Raw genomic sequence first — 23,635 nt, 5'->3', positions numbered from 1 at the left:
GTTATAAAAAAGCCAGAAGTTTCTACACTTCCGGCTTTTTTGTTTGTAAAAGACTGATCTTTCAGCGTGAAAAGTTATTAATACTCATCTTCTAAGAAACCTGTTCTTCTATGACCTTCATAAAGAATATCATATCCGGTTTTATCATAATCGAAATGAGCCCTAAATGATATTTTATCTACTTTATGTCCACCTTTAGACAATCCAACTCCCTTTTCAATTTTACCATCAGTGATAGTAACTTTCGTTCCTTTGTCTAATACATTATCAGCAGAGACTGCAGAAAAAGTTCCAGTTTTAGTATCTACTGTTACTATACATTTTATCACATATCCTTTTTTTGCATCATCAATCCACATAGTGTTGTCATTTGCCGCAGTATTATAAGTTGAATGCAAAGCGTGTTCTTTCACAATATGTCCATCTGAATCAGTAAGAGTAATATACCAACTTCCTGCCATAGCTTCTACTGATGTTCCTCCTGGATCAGTATTCCCAACTTCATCACAAGCCGTAAACGATACAAGCATCAGCATTGTTACAAATATGTATATTACGTTTAGTTTTATTTTTTTCATTTTTAGATTTTTAAAATTGCACTTGAGTTAATGTTGAAACAAAAGAATAAGGCGTACCGTCACTTGCGGTCCAATTAGTTGTCAATACTAATGTTTTACTTCCAGCGTTAACTGTTAATTTGGTTATGCTGGCTGTACCACCAAAATATTGATTACTTAAAATACCCCCTGGAAAAGTAAAAGTATTTGTAGAAATCGTACCTGAAATCGTTCCTCCTTGAGTTGCAGAAGTTATACCAATATTTCTACCAATACTGTACCAGCCGCCAAAGGCATCAGATACTCCATAAGTTCCATTACTATTTTTCCAGATATAGATATATTTCTGATCTACTGAACTTCCTTGAGAGGCAGGTAATAATGTGCCGTTTCTAGTTGTTGTAGAAAGATAAACTCCTTCAATGCTGTTCACTAAATCACCCGTTTTATAAACAATTACTTTTCTAGTTGAATTTGTTTTAAAACCATCTTTATTCGTGGCAGTATAAGTCTGGGTATATTCATCTGCCTGATTAATATCTAATGTTTTAGCTCCTCTAAAATTTCCCGAATAGGTTACTATTGTAGGTATAATAGCTCCAGCTTCTTTTGCTACAACTCCAGGATCCGTAAAAGCTGTACCGATTGGTGTAAATACTGTATTAGCACCGTTTATTTCTATAATAGGATAATTGGTAACTCTCGACACATTTCCAGTTGAGTCTGTATCACAGGCAATAAAAAGCATGCTGCAAAATACCATAACTGTCAGTTTAATAAATATATTTTTCATCGTTTATTTTTTTATTATTTAACATCCCACCAAACTGAGTCAGTAATTAACTTTAAAGCTGGTGCATTTGGATTTCTATTTCTTACAGTACTAGGAAGTACAATTCTTTTTGGGAATAGATTACCTGTTTGATTGTTTACAGAAATAGCAAATTGCCCAGGAACATAAGAATCACTTGTTTGAGGAACAGCTGATATTTTTGGATAGCCAGTTCTATTTTGTTCTATAAATGATTCATAACCATTACCAGGGAAACTAGCAATCCATTTTTGAGTAATAATTGCCTCAATTTGTGCAGTTACTCCCGCTGCTGGAAATTCATATTTCCCACCAGCCGTTAGAAACGCAGTTGCTGTTCCTCCAAATCTTGCCATGGCAGCTGTAACAGCTGCATTATATTTAGCTTTTGCTCCTGCTCCTCCATAATATCTCACAAGAGCTTCTGCCTGTAGAAAATTACTTTCTTCTTTACTAATAAAGAATACTGATGTTGTAGGACTCAACGTAACTAACGAAAGATTAGTAGCAGTATTTAAGAAATCTCCCTGATTGTTTGGATTTCCAGCTCCATAATATTTCGACAAACGCGGATCTGCATTAGTTTGCAAATAAGAATATAAAGTTTTACTTGCTCTTAAATTTAAAGTACTGTTTAATTTTCTTCTGTCAGTTTCGTATAATGGGTTACTTCTATCAGCTGCATCAATAAACTGAGTCATTCCCGCATCATCAGTATCCAAAAATGTTGCACCTGAATTAATTAAATTTGTAATCCCAGATTGTGCTAATGTTGGATCTACTTTTGTTAATCTCATGTAAAGTTTTAACAATAAAGTATTCCCAAACTTTGTCCATTTTGTCATATCTCCTTTAAAAAGAAAATCATCATTTCCTGGTCCATCTCCTACAGAAGCGCTTAAATCTTTTGATAAAGCTAATTTCAAGTCAGAAATCATTAAATCATAAGTTTCTTTTCCACTATTAAACTTAGGTTGTAAAATATTTGGATTATTAGCTTCACTATATGGAATCGCATCATATAGGTCTGTTAATACCTGCGACCCTTCAACCTCAAGTATAGTTGCCATTAAATAATATTTTGTGTTTCCTTCTTTAGCAGCTTGCGATTTTACAACTCTAATATCATTTAAAGCATCATACATTGCTGTATAAGCAGCTCCAAAATCATTTGTACCTATACTATATTGATCGATAGTTTTATACTGGTTAGAAGTATTATTTTGAGTCCAAAATTGAGACCAAAAGCCACCAATTATGGCGTAATATGACCCTTGTGCGCCTACAAGCCCTGTAATACCCGCAGGGAAAATGGTACTATTTGCCTGCCCTGAACCCAATGTATCTGGATTTCTATTAATATCAAATGTTTCATCACATGACACCAATAAAAAAACAGCTGTTATTAATGTTATTATTTTTTTCATTTTTAAATACTTTTTTAGAATGATAATTTTAAAACTCCACCTAGTGATCTTTGTGATGGGTTGGCCCCAAATTCTCCCAAATCTGAAAGCACGCCGCTTCCGTAAGTACTTACTTCCGGATCAACATACGGATTATCTCCTGGAGTCCACATGAATAGGTTTCTCGCATAAATACCAAGTGTTATCTTATTTAATCCTATACTTTTGCTAATTGCAGAAGGAAAGTCATAATTCAAATTTACCTCTCTCAATCTCACAAAAGTTTTATCTATAACATGGGTTTGTTCAATACCTAAATTACTTGACGTATTATAGTAATTACTTATATTATCCCAAGCAACCGGAGTTGTGTTCTCTACATATGTTACCGCACCTGTTGTTGCGTTTACAACCTCATTAACTGAGTTAGGAACTATAAATGGATTTCTGTCATTATAAGTCGTTTCAATACCGTTCCCTACAAAATGCGATAATCTTTTTGTATAAGAATAAAACTCTCCTCCCTGCTTCCAGTCTAATGACAGACCTAAATTGAAGTTTTTATATTTAAATGTATTTTGTAACCCCATAACGAAATCTCGTTGAGAATTTCCGATAAGTTGCACATCGCTAGTTCCAACATTAATACCTGTTGCTGCACTTACAATAGGCTGACCGGTTGGGGTCGTTTTTGGCACTAAAGAATAATATGAGCCAATAGGTTGTCCTTTGGCAGCTCTATAAGTTACTCCATATGCAGTTGCTATATCAACATAAGACTGTTCTCCTTTTAATTCTGTTACTTCATTAAGATTCTTAGTAAATGTGTAAGTTAAGCTCCAGGTAAAGTCTTTATTTTTAATAGGACTTGCACTAAGCGAAAACTCTATACCTTTATTTATAAGATCTCCCGCATTAACAGATTTCGTTAAAAAACCGGTAGAAGGGTCTAACGGAGAACTAACTATTAAGTCAGAAGTTTTTTTGTAATATAAAGCAACATCGTAGCTAATTCTGTTTTTAAAGAATGATCCTTCGGCACCAACTTCATATTCAACAGTACTTTCAGGCTTCAATTCTGAATTTCCAAGTGTTCCAGATGCTTCATAATAACTTACCCCGCCAATTGGAGATAAGATGTTACCAAAATAAGCTGCTGCTGCGCCAGGAACATAAGAATTTGCTGTCTTGTAAGGATCGGTGTCATTTGCAATTTTAGAAATGGCTCCTCTCAGTTTTAGAAATGTATTCTCCGTATCAATTACATTAGCACCTAATGATAAAGATGGATAAAAATAGGCATTGTTTCCTATTGGTAAGGTAGAAGTTATATCTTCTCTACCTGTAATAGTTGCAAAGTATCTATTTTTAAAAGCAAACTCAGCCGATCCGTAAACTGCTCCCGTCTTTCTCAAAGTATTAGTTTGAGTAATTGTAGGCATTATAGAAGAATTGGAAAGCTCATAATAGTTTGGAACTCCTAAATTCGTAATAGTATTAACCAATCGATCAGACTCTCTTTTATTGTAATTTATACCACCTAAAAGATTCAATGTCCAGTTTTCACTTAAATTTGTAGTGTAGTTAAGATTGAAAAATGTATCAAATTCACTATATTCTGATCTACTTTCTGTAACTCCACCCACAACTTTACTAGCACCAGCCTTAGCTTGAGCACTTCCTGGCAGGTAATCAACGATTGCTCCGTAACTCTTTAATCTCTCCTCTCTTATATTTCCACCAATCTGAAAAGTAGCTATTAACTTATCTGTTATTTTATAGCTTAAATTTACATTCCCAAAAATATTATTACCGTAAATTTTTGTACTATTTTCATTAATTGTAAAATATGGATTCGCAGCATAAGGAGTAAAAAAGTAGCTTGGAGAATTAAAAATATTATTTTTATAATCTCTTAGATCAATTATACTAATATCTACAGGCATTTGGATTAAATTCTGCTGTAATGTAGTTCCTTGACCTGCATTATCACCCTGACCAGAATTCACAACACTTTGATCTTTATATATATAGTTTAATGAAGTTTTTAAACTAATTCTTTTTCCTTTTAATCCGCCATTAAAACCTAAAGATTGCTTTTTATACAAATCAACATCTGTTGGTACTACTCCATCACTATTTACATTTGAAAATACTAAAGAGAAATCTGAAGTATCACCACCACCACTAATATTTGCAGATTGAGTAGATAATATTCCTGTATTATAAAAATCTCTAATATTATCCTTTAAACCTACGTATGGTTTAATTTGTTGACTATTATTATAAACTGTTCCCCATGGCCTGATTTCTCCATTAAATTTTGGCCCCCAAGAACCATTTTCATTACTAGGTCCACCAGCAGTATATCCAGCTCCACTCCATCCTTGTCCGAACTCATTTTGCAAATGGGACACTCGTGCAACTTCGCTTAGCTCTGTTGAAGCTAACAAGTCAACCTTAATACCTGAATTCGCTTTTCCTTTTTTAGTAGTTATAATAATTACACCTCCACCAGCTCGTGATCCATACAATGCAGAAGCAGCAGCTCCTTTTAGTACCGTCATACTTTCTATATTATTAGGGTCTAAGTCACTTACTCCATTTCCAGCATCATAAGATCTGTTAACAGATGCAACTCCGTTATTACTAGTACCTGTAGAGGTATTGTTTATAGGAGTACCATCAACTATGTAGAGAGGACCTGAATTACCAGTAATCGTATTTAAACCACGAATAACCACTTTTGTAGCAGCTCCCGGTTGTGATGGAGCTGTAATATCAACTCCCGCAATTTTACCAGAAAGTGTTTCAAATGGGTTAGTGTTAACAACCTGAGTAAGCGCATCTGATTTCAAAGTAGTTGTAGCATAACCGAGAGATTTTTTTTCTCTTTTAATACCAAAGGCTGTTACAACAACCCCTTCAAGTTCTTGTGCACCCGCATCCACCATTTTTACATTAATTATAGAAGAACTTGCAGCTACTTCCTGCGTTTTCATCCCAATGTAACTAAACACCAAAACTTGATTCGAGCTGGCATTAATCACATATTTTCCATCAAAATCAGTTTGAGCTCCTGATTTAGTTCCCTTGATCAAAACACTAACACCTGGTAAAGGCACTCCTGCATTGTCTGAAACGATCCCCGTAATTTTTTTTTGTTGGGCAAAAGTAAATTGCAACGCAAACACAAAAAAAAGCACTGTTAATCCTTTTAATTTTTGTTTCATTATTTTTTATTTTGAGTTATTATGGGGCGAACTTAAAAAATTAAAATAATTTTAACAAGAATTAATCACTAATTAACATAATAAATTGAAATATTTTACCTACAAAAAATAAAAAACCGCATAGATTATAAATCCATACGGTTTTTATTCCTTTATCACTTTTTCTAAAAGCTTACTAATTCAAAATAGTTAAAAATAATAATAGGAAAAATATCTTAAAAAGCTCATAGATAACACACTATACTAATACTGAGCATAGCTTAAGCAACAAACTATTTTTATAATCATTTCTACAGAAGCAAAAATAAAGAAGTATATTCCTACTTTTGTCCCGTAAAAGCCAAAAAAGTAATAAAAAAAGCCAATAGTCTAAAAACTATTGGCTTTTTTCACTGTTAACTGTTTAATCTTTTTTCCTACATTCTTTCTGGAACTTCAATTCCCAATAAGTGAAATGCAGATTTAATTACTTCGGCAACTTTTTGAGAAAGCTGCACTCTGAATATTTTTTTTGTCAAATCAACTTCTCCTAAAATATGCACCGATTGGTAAAAAGAGTTATATTCTTTTACTAAATCATAAGTGTAGTTGGCAATTAACGCTGGACTATGATTTTGAGCAGCGTTCTGAATCACTTCTGGGAAAAGTTCAATTTGTTTTACCAATTCTTTTTCTTTTTCATGCAATTCCTCAATTTCAATCTTGTTTGAGAAATCAAAATCGGCTTTACGGATTATTGATTGAATTCTCGCGTATGTGTATTGAATAAAAGGACCAGTATTTCCAGCAAAATCAACAGATTCTTCTGGATTAAACAAAATACGTTTTTTAGGATCTACTTTTAAAATGTAATATTTTAACGCACCTAAACCAATTGTTTTGTACAGTTTTGCTTTTTCTTCGGCAGAATAGCTGTCTAATTTTCCTAAATCTTCTGAGATTTGTTTTGCTGTATCGGTCATGTCTTGCATCAAATCATCAGCATCTACAACAGTTCCTTCACGGCTTTTCATTTTTCCAGATGGCAAATCTACCATTCCGTATGATAAATGATATAAACTTGAAGCCCAGTCGAAACCTAATTTTTTAAGAATTAAGAACAATACTTTAAAATGATAATCTTGTTCGTTACCAACTGTATAAACCATCCCGCCCACATCTGGCATATCTTTTACACGCTGAATGGCTGTTCCAATATCCTGTGTCATGTAAACCGCTGTTCCGTCAGAACGTAAAACAATTTTTCTGTCAAGACCTTCATCTGTCAAATCAATCCAAACAGAACCGTCTGGATCTTTTTCGAAAACTCCTTTATCTAAACCTACCTGAACAACATCTTTTCCTAAAAGATAAGTATTGCTTTCGTAGTAATATTTATCAAAATTAACTCCAAGATTAGTGTAAGTTGTTGCGAAACCTTCATAAACCCATTCGTTCATTTTTTTCCACAGCTCAATTACTTTTTCATCACCAGCTTCCCATTTTTTCAGCATATCTTGTGCTTCGATAATAATTGGTGCTTGTTTTTTAGCTTCTTCTTCTGTTTTACCAGTTTCTATTAAACCATTTATTTCGGCTTTGTAAGCTTTATCAAACTCTACATAATATTTACCAACTAGTTTATCCCCTTTTAAACCAGAAGTTTCAGGAGTTTCTCCGTTTCCGAATTTCTCCCAAGCCAGCATCGATTTACAGATATGAATTCCTCTATCGTTGATAATTTGAGTTTTGTACACTTTTTTACCAGAAGCTTTTAAAATCTCTGCAACAGAATATCCTAATAAATTATTACGAACGTGTCCTAAGTGTAAAGGTTTGTTGGTATTTGGAGAAGAATATTCTACCATAACAGCCTTTTCTTCAGGATTTGGAGCTACAAAACCGAATTGTTTTTGGTCTTTTATTCCATTAAAGAAATCTAGATAATAACTATCTGAAATCACAATATTCAAGAAACCAGAAACTACATTAAAGCGAGCAACTTCAGAAACATTTTCTACTAGATAATTTCCAATTTTATTTCCCAATTCAGCCGGATTACTTTTAATCACTTTTAGCAAAGGGAAAATTACCATCGTAATATCTCCTTCAAACTCTTTTCTAGTAGTTTGAAACTCGATTTTATCAACAGTAACATCAAATAATGCTTGTATTGCTTTTTGTATAGAAGGTGTAAGAATTTGTGATAATGACATGTAAACTTATTTTAAAGTGAGCAAAGATACTGCTTATTCATCAATTAGAGAAAATCAAAAACATATTAAATTCAAGAAAAGAGTTTCAATTTGACAAAAAGATATAGATATTAATTATTAAAATTATCAAAAATCCAAAAGCGTAATCTCTTACAAAACAGTCAATGAGAAAAAAAATATACTTTTTTATAGAATTTCTTGTAACATATCAACCGTAAAAGAGTCTTAATAGAGACTTTAATTTTTTTTTGAAGTCAGGAAAAACAAAAAAGAAAAAGCTAACAAAACGAAATCATCATCAATCAAATCAAAAATAATCAGTAAAAAATCATGAAATTAAAACTCTTTCTGTTTGCGTTATTAGGTATAATCGCAACAGCACAGGCCCAGAATAATGGAAGTATTTCTGGAAAAATTACAGAAAAATCGAACAATGCACCAATTTCTTACGCCACTGTTTCGCTTAAAGAAAATGGAAAAGTAGTTTCAGGCGTTAATTCAGACGATAACGGAGACTTTTCATTTAAAAATATTGCTTTAAAAAGTTACACGATCGAAATTCAATACATTGGATTTAGAAAATATATCGGTTCTGTCCTTTTGAGCGAAAACAAAAAAAATGCAACTGTAAATGTTTCTTTAGAAGAAGAAGCAACTCAGCTTAAAGGTGTTAACATTGTTAGCGAACGCTCTACTATCGAACAAAAAATTGACAGAAAAGTAGTTACAGTTGGAAAGGACTTAACAACTGCAGGAGCTTCGGCATCTGATATTATGAATAATATTCCTTCTGTAAATGTGGATCAAGACGGAAAACTTTCGCTTCGCGGAAATGATAATGTTCGTGTATTAATTGACGGACGCCCTACAAACATTGACCCTGCTCAGTTATTGAAACAGATTCCATCAACTTCAATTAAAAAAATTGAGTTAATTACTAATCCAAGTGCCAAATATAACCCGGAAGGAATGTCTGGAATCATTAATATTATTTTGCATAAAAATGCTAACACAGGTTTTAATGGAAGCTACAGTGGTGGTATTACTTTTGGTGAAACTGCAAAATACAATCAGTCTTTAGATTTGAACTATAAAACAGGGAAAGTAAATTTCTTTGGAAATGTGGGGCAAAACTTTGGAACATATCATAATAAAGGTTTTATCCAAAGATTTGATGAAGATATTACTCAAAATATAGATGTTTTGAATGATAATGAGTCTTATTTATACAAGATTGGTATGGATTATCTAATTGATGATCACAACACTTTATCTATTTATACCAACCAAAACAAATCTGACGGAAAAGGTTATGTAGATACTAATATTGATTACAATAATGTAACTGGTTCTGACATTTCAAATATTTTGCAAAAGTCAAAATATTGGGGACCAGACCGAGTTGGAACTTATAATTTAGCTTACAAACACATCTTTAAAAAAGAAGGCCATACTTTAGATTTTGAAGCAAATTATAGTGATAATAAAGAAACACAAAATGCTTCTTTTGATACGGAAACGACAAAAACAGACAATACTGCTGGAAATGTTTTCTATGAAGATTATTTAAAAGGAACCAGAAAATTAAGTACTGTAAACATTGATTACGTTAATCCATTAAACGAAAAAACAACGCTTGAAGCTGGAGCTGAAGCAAGAATCACAAGAACAGAAAACGATTATATTACCGGAAATCCTTTACTTCCTGTAGCAGATCAAACGTCTCACTATACTTATGACACAGATATTTATTCTGCTTATGTAACATTTGGGCAGAAATTTAAAAAGCTAAGCTATCAAGTAGGTGCACGTTTTGAAAGCTATAAAGTACAGGCAAATTTAAATTATGGAAAAGAGAAATTTGATGATGATTACATCACTTTATATCCATCGGCATATTTGACCTATAATTTGACTGAGAAAAATACTTTGCAATTAAGCTACAGCCGTCGTGTAGATCGCCCAAGTTTAGAGCAGACAAAACCTATTCGTGAATTTGCTACTCCACTAGTAACTTCAATAGGAAACCCAGAATTAAGACCTCAATTTACTAACTCTATCGAAGTAAATTATACTAAAACGCTTGAAAAAGGAAGTTTTACAGCGGGTGTTTTTGTGAGAAGCATTAATGATCAAATCAGCAGGATTTTATATCCAGATCCTAACGATCCAAGTGAGCAAAAGCAAATTATGAGTTATACAAATTTTGATCATAATACTGCCTACGGATTTGAAATGTCATTCAATTATAAAATTACAAAATGGTGGGACATTCAGCCGTCGATTGATTTTTCTAGCATTGATCAATCAGGAGTTATATATGCCTTTATCCCAGAAGAAAATAAAATTGGACCAACAAATAAAACCGTTACTGTTGCTGCATTTAATGGACGTATGAACTCTAATTTTAAAGTAAACAAACGTTTAAGCTTCTTAGCTTTCGGATTCTATAGAGGCGCTACTGACGGGCTTCAGAACAATAGCCACGAAATGTACAAAATGGACATTGGTACACGTTATACATTGCTAGACAATAAAATGAATTTAAGTGTTCGTTTCAACGACGTCTTCAATACTATGAAATATGCTTTCGACACATTAAACCCTTATCCTCAAGCAGGTCAGTTTAAATGGGAAAGCCAAACAGTTTATTTTGGTTTAACTTACAACTTTGGAGGCGGAAAAATCAAAAATTTACAGCGTAAACAAAGAGATGATAATACTAATAAAGGCGGGGGCGGAATGTTCTAATCTCACCTAAGAAGATTTTTTTAATACTATTTTAAATAATTTCTTGTAGAAAAAGTCTGGAGATTGCCACCTCCAGACTTTTTTATTTTTAGTTCTATAAAAAGTTACGCAATTCCCTTATTTCTTCTGGATTTGCCGTTTCTGAGTTATCTGTAATTGCAGACGAATGATAAAAAGTAAGATCTAATTTCTCTTGCAATAATTTTATATTTGAAGACCTTAAACCGCCACCTGGCATAATTTCTATTCGATCTCCTGCCAATTCCTGAAGTCTTTCTAAAGCCAAAATTCCTTCTTCTACATTTACACCTTGACCTGAAGTCAAAATGGTTTTGAAGCCACAGTCAATTACATCTTCAAGTGCTTTTTCAGGATTTTTAACGACATCAAACGCACGGTGAAAAGTACACGATAAAGGATGCGCAAGATGCACCAATTCTTTATTCTGCTTTTTATTAACTTTTCCGTTTTCTTTTAAAATTCCGAAAACAAAACCGTCAACCCCTAATTTTTTATATTGCTTAATATCTTGTTTCATTTCGGTAAGCTCTTCATCCGAATAAACAAAATCACCTCCACGAGGTCTTATAATAACATGCATTTTTATATTTACGCTTTCACGAACTTTTACTACCAAAATAGAATTTGGAGTAGTTCCTCCCAGTTTCATATTTTCACATAGCTCAATTCTATCCGCACCGCTTGCTTGAGCAATCAATGCCGATTCATAATTAAAACAAGCTATTTCTAGTTGATTTTTTTTCATTTAATAGAATAATTTCTTCTGTTTTGTTATTGCAAAGAACAACAAAAATTGTGCAATTTATTTTTCAATACTAAAGTATAAAAAAAACCTGCTCCCAATAAGAAGCAGGTTTTAAATATAATGTAAGATGAATTAATTTACCATTTAATAATAGCGCTTGCCCAAGTAAATCCACTTCCGAAAGCTGCTAAAACTACAGTGTCTCCAGATTTGATTTTTCCTTGTTCCCAAGCCTCAGTCAAAGCAATCGGAATAGACGCTGCCGTTGTGTTTCCGTATTTCTGAATATTGTTGTGAACTTGGTCGTCTGTCAACTTAAATTTATTCTGAATGAATTGAGAAATTCTCAAATTCGCCTGATGCGGAATCAGCATATCAATATCTGAAACCTGAAGACCATTCGCCTCTAATCCTTCATTGATTACTTCTGCAAAACGAACAACAGCATTTTTAAATACAAATTGTCCATTCATATAAGGGTAATAACTTTCGTCGTTTGGATCGTTATCTGCAATAATATCAGTTACCCAGCGCGCTCCCATTCCTGGTGCTTGTAATGCCAATTCTTCTGCATGCTCTCCTTCAGAGTGCAAATGCGTAGATAAAATTCCTTTTGTCAAATCTTCTTCACGGCTTAAAACTGCCGCTCCTGCTCCATCTCCAAAAATTACAGAAACTCCACGTCCGCGAGTGGTCATATCTAATCCTGTAGAGTGAACCTCAGAACCAATAACCAAGATATTTTTATACATTCCAGTTTTAATGTATTGATCTGCAACAGATAATGCATAAACAAAACCAGAACATTGATTTCTAACATCTAACGCTCCGACTGTTCTTAAACCTAAATCTCTTTGAACCAAAACTCCAGGTCCTGGAAAATAATAATCTGGACTTAATGTAGCAAAAACTACAAAATCAATATCTTCTTTGGCAACACCAGAACGTTCTATTGCAATTTTAGCTGCTTTTACTCCCATTGAAGTCGTAGTGTCTTCTCCACGAATGATGTGTCTTCTTTCCTGAATTCCAGTTCTTTCCTGAATCCATTCATCATTGGTATCCATTATCTTAGACAAATCATCGTTAGTCACTACATTGGAAGGAACATAATATCCTAAACCAGCTATTTTTGAATGATACATAATCTATTATTATTTATTAAAAAATTGGATTGCAAATTTACGCATACTTTAAAATATACGTACACAAAATACTATTTTTTTCGTTATTAGCAATTTAATATATTTTAATTCTAAAGTGACTTATGATCATTTACTTCTTGAAAAGACAATATTAAGACACAAATATTGAAAAAAATTAAAAATAAGAGCCAAGATGTAACAACATAAAAGTATTTTAGACAAACATTTTGAATACTATTACGAACCCATAAAATTTAAACTATGAAATTAAAGGTTACGCTGTTTTTATTTTTAAATATAAGTTTTTTCTCTTTTGCTCAAGAGAATCTAACTTATCAAAAACCTTCTAAATCCATTTTAGATTTGGCAGATTATCAAAGAGCGCCTTCTGTGTCTATGGATACAAAAAAAGAAAACATGCTCTTGATGTATCGCAATACTTATAAAACGCTCGATGATCTCAATCAAGACGAAGTTCGTTTGGCAGGTTTAAGAATTAATCCTGTTACTAATATTTCAAGTACTGCAACTTACCTAAACAATCTAAAACTAAGAAAAATAAGCGGAAAGGAAGAAATTCAAGTTAAAGGACTGCCTGAAAATCCAAAAATAACAAACATTCTTTGGTCGCCAAACGACAAAAAAATCTTATTCTCTCATACTACAAATTCTGGCGTTGAGCTTTGGGTTTTGGATGTGGCAACAGCACAAGCAACAAAACTTACAGAGGCTAGAGTAAATGCAAATCTTGGAAATCCGTTTAGCTGGTTTTTGGATAGTGAAACTATATTAGTAAAAATGCTTCCTAAAAACAGACAGCCGCTTTTGGACTCTAAAAAGGATCTGCCTACTGGCCCAATTATTTCGAATACCTCAGGAGAGAAATCGCAAAACAGAACCTATCCTGATATGTTGAAAAACAAAAATGACGAAGCTAATTTTGAAAACTGCATAACTTCTGAATTATACAAAGTAAAACTAAATGGTGACGCTGTTTTGTATAAAGATGCTGCTATGTTTGCAGGAGAAAGAATTTCACCAGATGGCAATTACATTATGCTGACAACAATTCAAAAACCATTTTCTTATGTAGTTCCTTTGAACAGATTTCCATTCAAAACTGTTGTTTATGATTTAAGCGGAAGAGAAATTAAAACGGTAAATGAGGTTCCTTTAAATGAAATTATGCCAAAAGGTTTTATGGCTGTTCGAAAAGGAAAAAGAGAAATGGCTTGGAGAAACGACAAACCTGCAACATTATCTTATGTTGTAGCTTTAGATGAAGGAGATCCTGCTAACAAAGTTAATTTTAGAGATGAAGTTTTTCTTTGGGATGCGCCTTTCGACAAAGAAGCATCTTCATTAGCAAAAACACCACAGCGTTTCAGTGATATTACTTGGGGGAATGACAATTTAGCGGTTCTTTCAGAAGAATGGTATGATACTAGAAATACCAAAACGTTTTTAATAAATCCATCAAATCCAAGTCAGGAGCCAAAATTGATTACAGATAGAAATTCTCAGGATGTTTATTCAGATCCTGGAGTTTTCGAAACAAGAAAAAATGCCTACAACAAATATGTTTTAGCTGTCGAAAAAAACAACTTGTATAGAATTGGCGAAGGTTACACCAAAGATGGACAATTTCCTTTTGTTGACGAATTCAATCTGGAAACTTTAAAATCAAAACGTATTTATACTTCTCCATACAAAGATAAAAAAGAGGATATCTTAGAAATTGAAGATTTTAAGTCTGGGAAAATATTAGTTCAGATTCAATCAAAGAGTGAATACCCGAATTACTTTTTCAGGAATATAAAAAAACAAAACAGCCTAACACAAGTTACTGATTTCAAAAATCCATTTGAAAGCATTAAAAACGTTAGTAAAGAAGTTATTAAATACAAACGTAAAGACGGATTAGAACTTTCGGGAACTTTATATCTCCCTGCAGGTTATGATAAAACTAAAAAAGAAAAATTACCGCTATTAATCTGGGCATATCCTGCAGAATATAAAGATAGAAACAGCGCTTCGCAATCGACTCAAAATTCGAACGAATTCACATTCCCTTATTATGGATCATTTGTATATTGGGTTACTAAAGGATATATTGTTTTAGATGATGCCGCTTTTCCAATTATTGGTGAAGGAACTACAGAACCAAACGACAACTTCATTTCGCAATTAGTAGACAATGCGGCGGCGGCGATTGATGCTGTTGATGCTTTAGGATATATTAACCGTAAAAAAGTTGCTGTTGGTGGACACTCTTACGGAGCATTTATGACGGCAAATTTATTGACACATTCTAATCTTTTTGCTTGCGGAATTGCGAGAAGTGGTGCGTACAACAGAACTCTAACACCATTCGGATTCCAATCTGAACAACGAAATTACTGGGAAGCTCCAGAAGTTTACAATGCAATGTCTCCATTTATGAATGCAGAAAAAATGAAAACTCCGATTTTATTGGTTCACGGAGAAGCAGATAACAATCCTGGAACTTTTACTTTACAGACAGAACGTTACTTTCAGGCATTAAAAGGTTTAGGAGCTCCTGCAAGAATGGTTATTCTACCAAAAGAATCTCACAGTTATGTAGCTAAAGAAAACATTCTTCATTTGCTTTGGGAACAAGATCAATTTTTAGAAAAATATTTGAAAAACTAAATTCATAATTTGATTCCAAAAGTAAACCCGACAGGTTTTTAAAACTTGTCGGGTTTATTATTTTAACAATTAGAAATTATCTAATTTTCTAATTGACACATTCCCTAATTATAAATAATTTAAAGCCAGAAAAACTTCTTGCTCAAGCGGTAAATCTATTTCACTTTCAAAGAAAATCAATTGTCTTTTATAAACAGTTTCAATTAAATAGTGGCTTCCTCTAAAATAAGTTCTTCTAATTTTTACCATTAGTTTTGATTCTGAAACCATTTTAAATTGATGCGGATAAACTAGCGTTTTATGATTTTCGTCTTTGTACGATAATAATAAATGAGTTGGGATTTCATTTACTTCTCCAAACAAAGAAGCAACATATTTAATTTGCGGATCTTCATATATTTTTGCTGGATCATCTTTTACCAAGACTTCTCCATTTCGCATCACGATTGCCTGATCTGCAAAAGACAAAGCATCGGTACTATCGTGAGTTGCAATAATACAAGTGATTCCTTTTTGCTTTAGGTAACGAAATAAATTACGGCGCAATGCATTTTTTCTAAAAGCATCAATCTGGCTAAATGGCTCATCTAATAAAATTACTTCTGGTTCTAAAGCCAAAACTCTTACCAAAGCGACTCTCTGCTGCTGTCCTCCACTTAAGAATTTTGTCTTTACATTAGAAAACTGATCCATTTCTACCATCTCTAATAATTCCTGAACACGAAGTTTTTTCATGTTTGCAAAACCATTGGATAGAAATTTACCAACATTTTCTGCAACTGTTTCATAAGGAGACAAATCAAAATCCTGTGCCAGATATTTCATATAAGGCATTCCTGGAATCAAATTAAACTTTGGTCCTAAAACTGGTTTATCCCCATAAAAAATCTTTCCCTCATCTAGATCGTAAAGTCCATATATAAGCTTGAGCAGGGTACTTTTTCCGCAGCCACTCTCGCCAATAATGGCTATGTTCTGACCTTTTTCAATAGAAAAAGAGATGTTTTTGATAACAGGATTTTCGGTGTACGAAAAAGATATATTTTGTATGTCGAGCATGAGTTGTAATATGAGACGTCAAATTTACAATGTTTAATTTCTAAAGTCAAAAAAAAGCTGCCTCAATTATGAAACAGCTTTTTTTATATTTTATTTTATTGTGAAATTATTTTCCAGCTTCCGCTTTAGCGTCATTTACCATTTTGTCGTTTGCTGTAATTGAGAATTCAACACGACGATTTTGCGCTCTTCCTTCTGGAGTATCATTTGTTGCAATTGGATCTGCAATTCCTAAACCTGAAGTTTTGAAACGGCTAGCTTTTAATCCTTTAGCAACTAAATAAGCCTGAACAGACGCAGCTCTTTGTCCTGAAAGTGTCAAATTATATTCTGGTTTTCCTGTATTATCAGTATAACCAAAAATTTCAATATTAGTATCTCCGTACTCAGTGAATACAGGAATCAATTTATCTAAATTAGCTTTTGCTTGAGTAGTCAAAGATGATTTGTTAGTATCAAAACGAACTGCATTTTCGTTCAAAGTCAAGTGAATACCTTCACCAACTCTTTCAACATCAGCACCTGGAAGCGCCTGATCGATTTCACGAGCTTGTTTATCCATTTTATTACCAATCAAAGCTCCAGTTCCACCTCCAACAGCAGCTCCAATTACAGCTCCTAGTGCAGCGTTACCGCCTCGACCAATATTATTTCCTAAAATACCACCAATAACACCACCTGCTACAGCACCAATTCCTGCTCCTTTTTGCGTGTTATTTGCATTTTTTACTGAATCGCAACTTGTAAAAAAGCTAGCTAATACCAATAAACTACTTAAACCTAAAACCTTTATCTTTCTCATTTTTTATACCTTTAAAATATTAATTAGCTCTTTGAAATTGGTAGACCACATCTTTTACCTGACCTCCAACATTTATATTGTCTACTAACTGAAATGAACTCTCAGTCACTCCATCAACTTTTAGTAAATATCCATCTCTTACTTTTTTCGCTTTTTCACCTGCGTTAAGAATTTTAAGCACAAACAAACCTTGGCTGTTTATACTCCATACAATTGGAGAAGAAAATCCAGTACAACTTGGTGATGTTAAAGCCATATTTCCTTTATTATTATTAGAAATAAAACTCCAAGTACTTCCAATGAAACATTTAGAATCGGCAAGATCGAAAGAATTTACTTTGATATAATCTGAACCTGGATAAGATACGTTAGTTAGAACCCAATTCCCTTTTAGAGCTACCTGAGTTTTCTTGTCAAGTTTAGTTGAAAGTGTAGTAGCCTCAGAAGATGAAGCTGCAGTGGACGAAGATGATTTACACGCAAAAAACAGAGCGGCAATCATACACATTAAAATACTCTTCTTCATTTTGTACAATTTTTTTAGGATTAATATTTGTCTTTTTAACAATTATTGTACCACAAATATACGATTCGTTCAGTTATTTTTTGTTTTACAATCCATTTATTTTCTTTCAAAATTAACATTTGCGACATTTTGTCACCCAAAAAACAATTGGTATTCTATTTGAACAAATGAAAATCATCAAATTAAATCAAAAATTAAAAAATATGGCAACAGGTAAAATTAATGTTTCAGTAGAAAACATTTTTCCCTTAATTAAAAAGTTCTTATACAGCGACCACGAAATTTTCTTACGCGAGCTTGTTTCTAATGGTACTGATGCTACTTTAAAATTAAAACACCTTATCAGCATTGGTGAAGCTAAAGTTGAATACGGAAACCCGATTATCGAAGTAAAAGTGGATAAAGAAGGAAAAAAAATCCACATTATCGATCAAGGTTTAGGTATGACTGCTGATGAAGTTGAAAAATATATTAATCAAGTAGCTTTTTCTGGCGCTGAAGAATTCTTAGACAAATACAAAGATTCTGCTAAAGATTCTGGTATTATCGGACATTTTGGTCTTGGTTTCTATTCTGCTTTTATGGTAGCTGAAAAAGTTGAAATCATTACAAAATCATACAAAGATGAGCCAGCTGCACACTGGACATGTGACGGAAGTCCTGAATTCACTCTAGAACCAGCTGACAAAACTTCACGCGGAACAGAAATCATTCTTCATATTGCAGAAGATTCTTTGGAATTCTTAGACGATTCTAAAATCAGTGGCTTATTAAACAAATACAATAAATTCATGCCTATTCCGATTAAATTCGGAACAAGAACTGAAACGCTTCCAAAACCAGAAGATGCTCCAGAGGATTATGTGAATGAAACTGTTGAAATTGATAACATCATCAATAACCCAAATCCAGCTTGGACAAAACAGCCTTCTGAATTAACTGATGAAGATTACAAAAACTTCTACAGAGAATTGTATCCAATGCAGTTTGAAGATCCGTTGTTTAACATCCATTTAAATGTAGATTATCCGTTTAACTTAACTGGTATTTTGTACTTCCCGAAATTAGGAAGTGACATGCAGATCCAGAAAGACAAAATTCAGCTGTACCAAAACCAAGTTTACGTTACAGATAACGTAGAAGGAATTGTACCTGAATTCTTGACGATGTTAAAAGGTGTGATCGATTCTCCAGATATTCCATTAAACGTTTCTCGTTCTGGTCTACAGGCTGACGGTGCGGTTAAGAAAATTTCGAACTACATTACTCGTAAAGTAGCCGATAAACTGAAAGCTTTATTCAATGAAAACCGTGCTGATTTTGAAGCAAAATGGAATGATATTAAAATCGTTTTAGAATACGGAATGCTTTCTGAAGATAAGTTCTACGAAAAAGCGGGCGCATTTGTTTTGTATCCAACTGTAGACGATAAATATTTTACTTTAGAAGAATTAAAAGAAAAACTAAAAGAAAACCAAACTGATAAAGATGGTAAACTTGTAGTTCTTTATGCTGGAAACAAAGATGCACAGCACTCTTATATTGAAGCAGCGAAAGACAAAGGATACGAAGTATTGCTTTTAGATTCTCCGATTATTTCGCATTTGATTCAAAAAATTGAAAACGACAATAAAGATGTAACTTTTGTTCGTGTAGATTCTGACCATATTGACAACTTAGTCAAAAAAGAAGAAAATACGATTTCAAAATTATCTGATGACGAAAAAGCTGCTTTAAAAACTTCATTAGAAGCATATATTCCAAAAGCATACAGCGTTCAGCTAGAAGCTATGGATTCTCAGGCTGCTCCTTTCATTATAACGCAACCAGAATTTATGCGAAGAATGAAAGAAATGAGTCAGACAGGCGGCGGAATGTTCGGAATGGGCAATATGCCAGAAATGTACAATCTGGTTGTAAACACCAATTCTGATTTGGCCTCAAGCATCTTAAATACAGAAGACAAAACGCACCAAGAGCATTTGGTTAAACAAGCATTAGATTTAGCTAAATTGTCTCAAAACCTTTTAAAAGGTGAAGCGCTTACCGCTTTCGTAAAAAGAAGTTTCGAGATGATTAAATAATCATTCGAAAATAAATATTTCCAAAATCCTGCAAATTAAGTTTTGCAGGATTTTTTTTGCACTAAAATCACCCTTAATAAAAGGGCTATTCTCCCCTTTTCTTGCAAAACATGATTGCATAATTTTGAAAGTCAATAAATTAAAACCAAAACAACAAATCTAAAATTCTAGAAATCATGGATAAAAGAAAATTTACAGAAAATGGAGAAATTCTAGCAATTATAAAGGATTTAAAAGAACAGATTAAAGGCAAAAAATTCTCTGACATTGTCGACAACAACAATTGCCAATATGTAGATCTTGTACAAGAAGGTGGCGGCGTGCTCGGAATTGCACTTGTTGGATATGTATACGTATTAGAAAAAATGGGAATCCGTTTTTTAAGTCTCGCAGGAACTTCTGCAGGAAGCATCAACACCATGCTGATGGCTGCTGCGGGAACTTGTGATATTGAAAAATCGGAATGGATTCTAGATTGTTTATGTAATAAAAATTTATACGATTTTGTTGATGGCGATCATGATGCACGCGAATTTATTGATGCACTTTTAAGTGATGCTGGAAATCTAAAATTAATAATGAAAGGCTGTCAGGTGGTGGACAATTTTAAAGATGATTTAGGACTGAATCCTGGAAATAATTTTCATCAATGGATGACCAATCTCCTTTCGCAAAAAGGAATAAAAAATTATGCCGATTTGAAAGCTTTGAGAGAAAAAGGCGTTTCAGACAAAAATCAATTATATCGAATAAACAGATTAAATAATGGAGACAAAGAAGAATATACTCGGGTAGATCATTGGAGCCAAATGGCCATAATTACTGCCGATATTACTACCGAAAGCAAAATCATCTTTCCAAAAATGATCGATTTGTTTTACTCCAACCCTGATGTTCAAAATCCAGCCGATTTTGTTCGCGCTTCTATGTCGATTCCTTTATTTTTTACTCCTTTTAAAATTAAAAATATTCCAAGCGGAATAGATGCTTGGAACAAATGGAATGATGCAACCTGTCTACGAACATCAGTGCCTTCGGAAGTTATGTTTATGGATGGCGGTATTATTTCAAATTTCCCGATAGATATTTTTCATGAAAACATGAATGTTCCAGCTTCTCCAACTTTCGGAATCAAATTGGGTTACGACAAAAACGAAATCAATAAAAATGAAAAATTCTCCAACTTAATAGGCTCAATATTTGACACTTCACGCTACGGCTACGATTCTGAATTCCTTCAAAAGAATCCAGATTTTAAAAACCTCATCGGATATATTGATACCGGAAGCCATAATTGGCTAAACTTTAATCTTACCGATGATGCAAAAATTGATCTGTTTATTCGTGGCGCTCAAAATGCTGCCGATTTCTTAAACCGATTTAATTGGGAAGAATACAAAAAAATCAGAAAGGCCAAAAGCAATTATTACAAATCTGTTTAAACTACTCCTAACAACACCAACCATAATTTTTTTTTCAAAAAACCGTTATAAAATCCTGTAACTAACCATTACAGGATTTTTTAATTGTAATTCGTTTTTTTATTACTTTTGATTGCCTTATTAATCTAATCCAAAACACCCCATTATGAAAAAAACAGCTATTTTACTATCAGCTATTTGCGCTACAGCACTTTTATACGTTTCTTGCTCAAGCGACAATCACGAAGACACAGTCTCAACAAACCTAACAAGCATTGGAGCCTCAATTGCTGTTGACACTTCAAACGAAATGGATCTTAACACTGGTCTTTTAATCTCAACAACTACCTCAACAACTGGAAAAACCGCAGAGACAGCTCCTGGAGTTTGCGCAACGATTACCATTACTACGCCGAACGGAGGAAATTATCCTAAAGTCTTTTTAGCAGATTTTGGAACTGCGGGATGTACAGACGGAAACAACCTTACACGAAAAGGAAAACTAAAAGTCACACTTTTTGGACCAATCACTGAAACAGGAAGTAAAATGACAATCGAGAGAATTGACTATTCTATAAAAGGTATAAAACTGGAAGGCACTATCGAGTACACCAATACTACAACAGTTGCCACTGTACCGCAATGGACTAGAAAAGTTACTAATGGTAAATTAACTGACCTGGAAGGAGGAGTTTATACCAATTCAGGAATTTACACTACCAAACAAACTGCTGGTGTAGATACTCCTTTTGTTTTATCTGACAATGTATATGAAGTTACAGAAGGCACGCATACAGTAACAGCTTCGAATGGCGAAACACTTACTTTGACTGTAAAAGAACCATTGATCAAAAAATATTCTTGCCTATTTATTTCTAAAGGACAATTAAAAGTACAAGGAGGCATTTTAAACGGCGTGGTAGATTATGGCAACAATGACTGTGACGCACTTTACACTTATACACACGAAAACGGCTCTTCATTTAATTTATCGATGTAAGACCTTTTATTGCACGACTTTAAAATCCCAATTTAGAAATAGATTGGGATTTATTTTTTTTATAAAAAATAAAACATCTGCCTCTTTACATTTAAACTATTTTCTTTATTTTGCACCAAAATCTCAAAAACCAATGAAAAAAACATTAATTGCTTTTGTTACTCTTGCAGTATTAGCATCTTGCAGCAAAAAAGAAACAGCTGCTGATAATTTACACATCACAGGAAACATTAAAGGCTTAAAAACCGGAACTTTATATATCCAAAGAATTGTTGACACTTCCCTTGTTGCTATCGATAGCATCAAAATCGATGGAAACTCTGCTTTTGAAAGAGATATTAAATTAGAATCTCCTGAAATGTTATATCTATATTTAGACAGAGGAGTAACAAATTCATTAGACAATAATATTTTATTCTTTGCTGAACCAGGAAATATTAATATTGAAACCAATTTAGACAACTTCATCGCTAGCGCAAAAATTACTGGATCTAAAAACCAGGAGTTATACGAAGAATATCAAAAAATAAATACTCGTTTTAGAGATGAGAACCTATCTATGGTTGAAGCAAAGTTTAAAGCTTTAAAAAGACAAGATCAAAAAGCTCTTGATAGCCTTGAGGCAAAACAAGATTCAAACATTAAAAGAAAATATTTGTACGCTACAAACTTCGCCATTAACAATAAAGATCACGAAGTAGCGCCTTACATTGCTTTAGCAGAGATTTACGACATCAATATCAAATTCTTAGATACGATTCAAAAATCGATGACTCCAAAAGTAGCTCAATCACTTTATGGAAAAAAGCTTACCAAGTATGTAGCTGAAATCAAAAAAGAACAAAAAGCTCCGGCAGCTGCAACAGCTCCCACTCCAGCTGAATAAAACATAAAAAAAACGCCCTGATAATTCAGGGCGTTTTTTTTATGCTTAAATCAATTAAATTTCCGCAAGACATACAAAATATACCATTAGTAGTTTTCAACCTTTAAAACGCAAATAAATTATCACAACACGATTTATCCCTTCAATGCGTTTCCCGTGGTCAAAACAATGCTATGGTTTTAGATTTTCATTCTTGGATTTTCATTTTCGGGCATAAAAAAAACCACCACATTTCTGTGATGGTTTTTGAGCCGATAGAGGGACTCGAACCCACGACCTGCTGATTACAAATCAGCTGCTCTAGCCAGCTGAGCTACATC

16 protein-coding genes are annotated in these 23,635 nt (G+C 33.3%); 6 read left to right on the top strand and 10 right to left on the bottom strand.

The window, feature by feature from the left end:
* Positions 1–77: 77 nt before the first annotated feature.
* From AAYQ05_RS18945 to argS, 5 genes are all read right to left on the bottom strand, one after another.
* Positions 78–530, bottom strand: a complete 453-nt coding sequence (locus AAYQ05_RS18945; protein ID WP_343544908.1) for a lipid-binding protein — start codon at positions 528–530, stop codon at positions 78–80.
* A gap of 58 nt (positions 531–588) precedes the next feature.
* A complete protein-coding gene (locus AAYQ05_RS18940; RefSeq protein ID WP_343544907.1) occupies positions 589–1,350 on the bottom strand; it encodes a BT_2262 family domain-containing protein in 762 nt (253 codons plus the stop codon).
* Positions 1,351–1,364: 14 nt separating this feature from the next.
* Entirely contained in the window at positions 1,365–2,795 is a 1,431-nt protein-coding gene (locus AAYQ05_RS18935; protein ID WP_343544906.1) for a SusD/RagB family nutrient-binding outer membrane lipoprotein, read from the bottom strand.
* A 14-nt stretch (positions 2,796–2,809) separates the two neighbouring features.
* Complete coding sequence (locus AAYQ05_RS18930; RefSeq protein WP_343544905.1) at positions 2,810–6,007, bottom strand: SusC/RagA family TonB-linked outer membrane protein; 3,198 nt, start codon at positions 6,005–6,007, stop codon at positions 2,810–2,812.
* A gap of 416 nt (positions 6,008–6,423) precedes the next feature.
* Positions 6,424–8,202, bottom strand: a complete 1,779-nt coding sequence (gene argS, locus AAYQ05_RS18925) for an arginine--tRNA ligase (protein ID WP_343544904.1) — start codon at positions 8,200–8,202, stop codon at positions 6,424–6,426.
* Positions 8,203–8,532: 330 nt separating this feature from the next.
* Between argS and AAYQ05_RS18920 the strand changes: the two genes are divergently transcribed.
* Positions 8,533–10,953, top strand: coding sequence for a TonB-dependent receptor (locus AAYQ05_RS18920; RefSeq protein ID WP_343544903.1), 2,421 nt, complete (start codon positions 8,533–8,535; stop codon positions 10,951–10,953).
* A gap of 94 nt (positions 10,954–11,047) precedes the next feature.
* On the opposite strand, the gene AAYQ05_RS18915 is transcribed toward AAYQ05_RS18920, so the two are convergent.
* Entirely contained in the window at positions 11,048–11,719 is a 672-nt protein-coding gene (locus AAYQ05_RS18915) for a copper homeostasis protein CutC (RefSeq protein ID WP_343544902.1), read from the bottom strand.
* 137 nt (positions 11,720–11,856) lie between these two features.
* Complete coding sequence (locus AAYQ05_RS18910; protein ID WP_008464493.1) at positions 11,857–12,864, bottom strand: 3-oxoacyl-ACP synthase III family protein; 1,008 nt, start codon at positions 12,862–12,864, stop codon at positions 11,857–11,859.
* Between the two features lie 261 nt (positions 12,865–13,125).
* On the opposite strand from AAYQ05_RS18910, the gene AAYQ05_RS18905 reads away from it, so the two are divergent.
* The gene (locus tag AAYQ05_RS18905; RefSeq protein ID WP_343544901.1) at positions 13,126–15,537 is read left to right on the top strand and encodes an alpha/beta hydrolase family protein; all 2,412 of its coding nucleotides are present in this window, start codon (positions 13,126–13,128) and stop codon (positions 15,535–15,537) included.
* Between the two features lie 108 nt (positions 15,538–15,645).
* On the opposite strand, the gene AAYQ05_RS18900 is transcribed toward AAYQ05_RS18905, so the two are convergent.
* The 3 genes from AAYQ05_RS18900 to AAYQ05_RS18890 all read right to left on the bottom strand — a co-directional run bounded on the left by AAYQ05_RS18900 (position 15,646) and on the right by AAYQ05_RS18890 (position 17,924).
* A complete protein-coding gene (locus AAYQ05_RS18900) occupies positions 15,646–16,596 on the bottom strand; it encodes an ABC transporter ATP-binding protein (protein ID WP_343544900.1) in 951 nt (316 codons plus the stop codon).
* A gap of 106 nt (positions 16,597–16,702) precedes the next feature.
* The gene (locus AAYQ05_RS18895) at positions 16,703–17,398 is read right to left on the bottom strand and encodes a YiaD family glycine zipper/OmpA-like lipoprotein (protein ID WP_111424469.1); all 696 of its coding nucleotides are present in this window, start codon (positions 17,396–17,398) and stop codon (positions 16,703–16,705) included.
* A gap of 19 nt (positions 17,399–17,417) precedes the next feature.
* Positions 17,418–17,924, bottom strand: a complete 507-nt coding sequence (locus AAYQ05_RS18890; protein ID WP_202005805.1) for a lipocalin family protein — start codon at positions 17,922–17,924, stop codon at positions 17,418–17,420.
* Between the two features lie 203 nt (positions 17,925–18,127).
* Here AAYQ05_RS18890 and htpG point away from each other — a divergent pair, with 203 nt between their 5' ends.
* The 4 genes from htpG (at position 18,128) to AAYQ05_RS18870 (ending at position 23,315) form a co-directional block, all read left to right on the top strand.
* Positions 18,128–20,008, top strand: a complete 1,881-nt coding sequence (htpG, locus tag AAYQ05_RS18885) for a molecular chaperone HtpG (RefSeq protein WP_343544899.1) — start codon at positions 18,128–18,130, stop codon at positions 20,006–20,008.
* Positions 20,009–20,184: 176 nt separating this feature from the next.
* On the top strand, positions 20,185–21,450 hold the full coding sequence (locus AAYQ05_RS18880; protein ID WP_343544898.1) for a patatin-like phospholipase family protein: 1,266 nt from the start codon (positions 20,185–20,187) through the stop codon (positions 21,448–21,450).
* A gap of 145 nt (positions 21,451–21,595) precedes the next feature.
* Positions 21,596–22,429: a hypothetical protein gene (locus AAYQ05_RS18875; RefSeq protein ID WP_343544897.1), complete on the top strand. Its 834-nt coding sequence runs from the start codon at positions 21,596–21,598 to the stop codon at positions 22,427–22,429.
* A gap of 133 nt (positions 22,430–22,562) precedes the next feature.
* Entirely contained in the window at positions 22,563–23,315 is a 753-nt protein-coding gene (locus AAYQ05_RS18870; protein ID WP_343544896.1) for a DUF4369 domain-containing protein, read from the top strand.
* Positions 23,316–23,635 lie beyond the last annotated feature (320 nt).

The sequence above is a fragment of the Flavobacterium movens genome, from assembly GCF_039581425.1.
GTDB classification, from domain to species: domain Bacteria; phylum Bacteroidota; class Bacteroidia; order Flavobacteriales; family Flavobacteriaceae; genus Flavobacterium; species Flavobacterium luteolum.
Note: the sequence above shows the minus strand (reverse complement) of the source record. Positions and strands in the feature narration are given on the sequence as shown.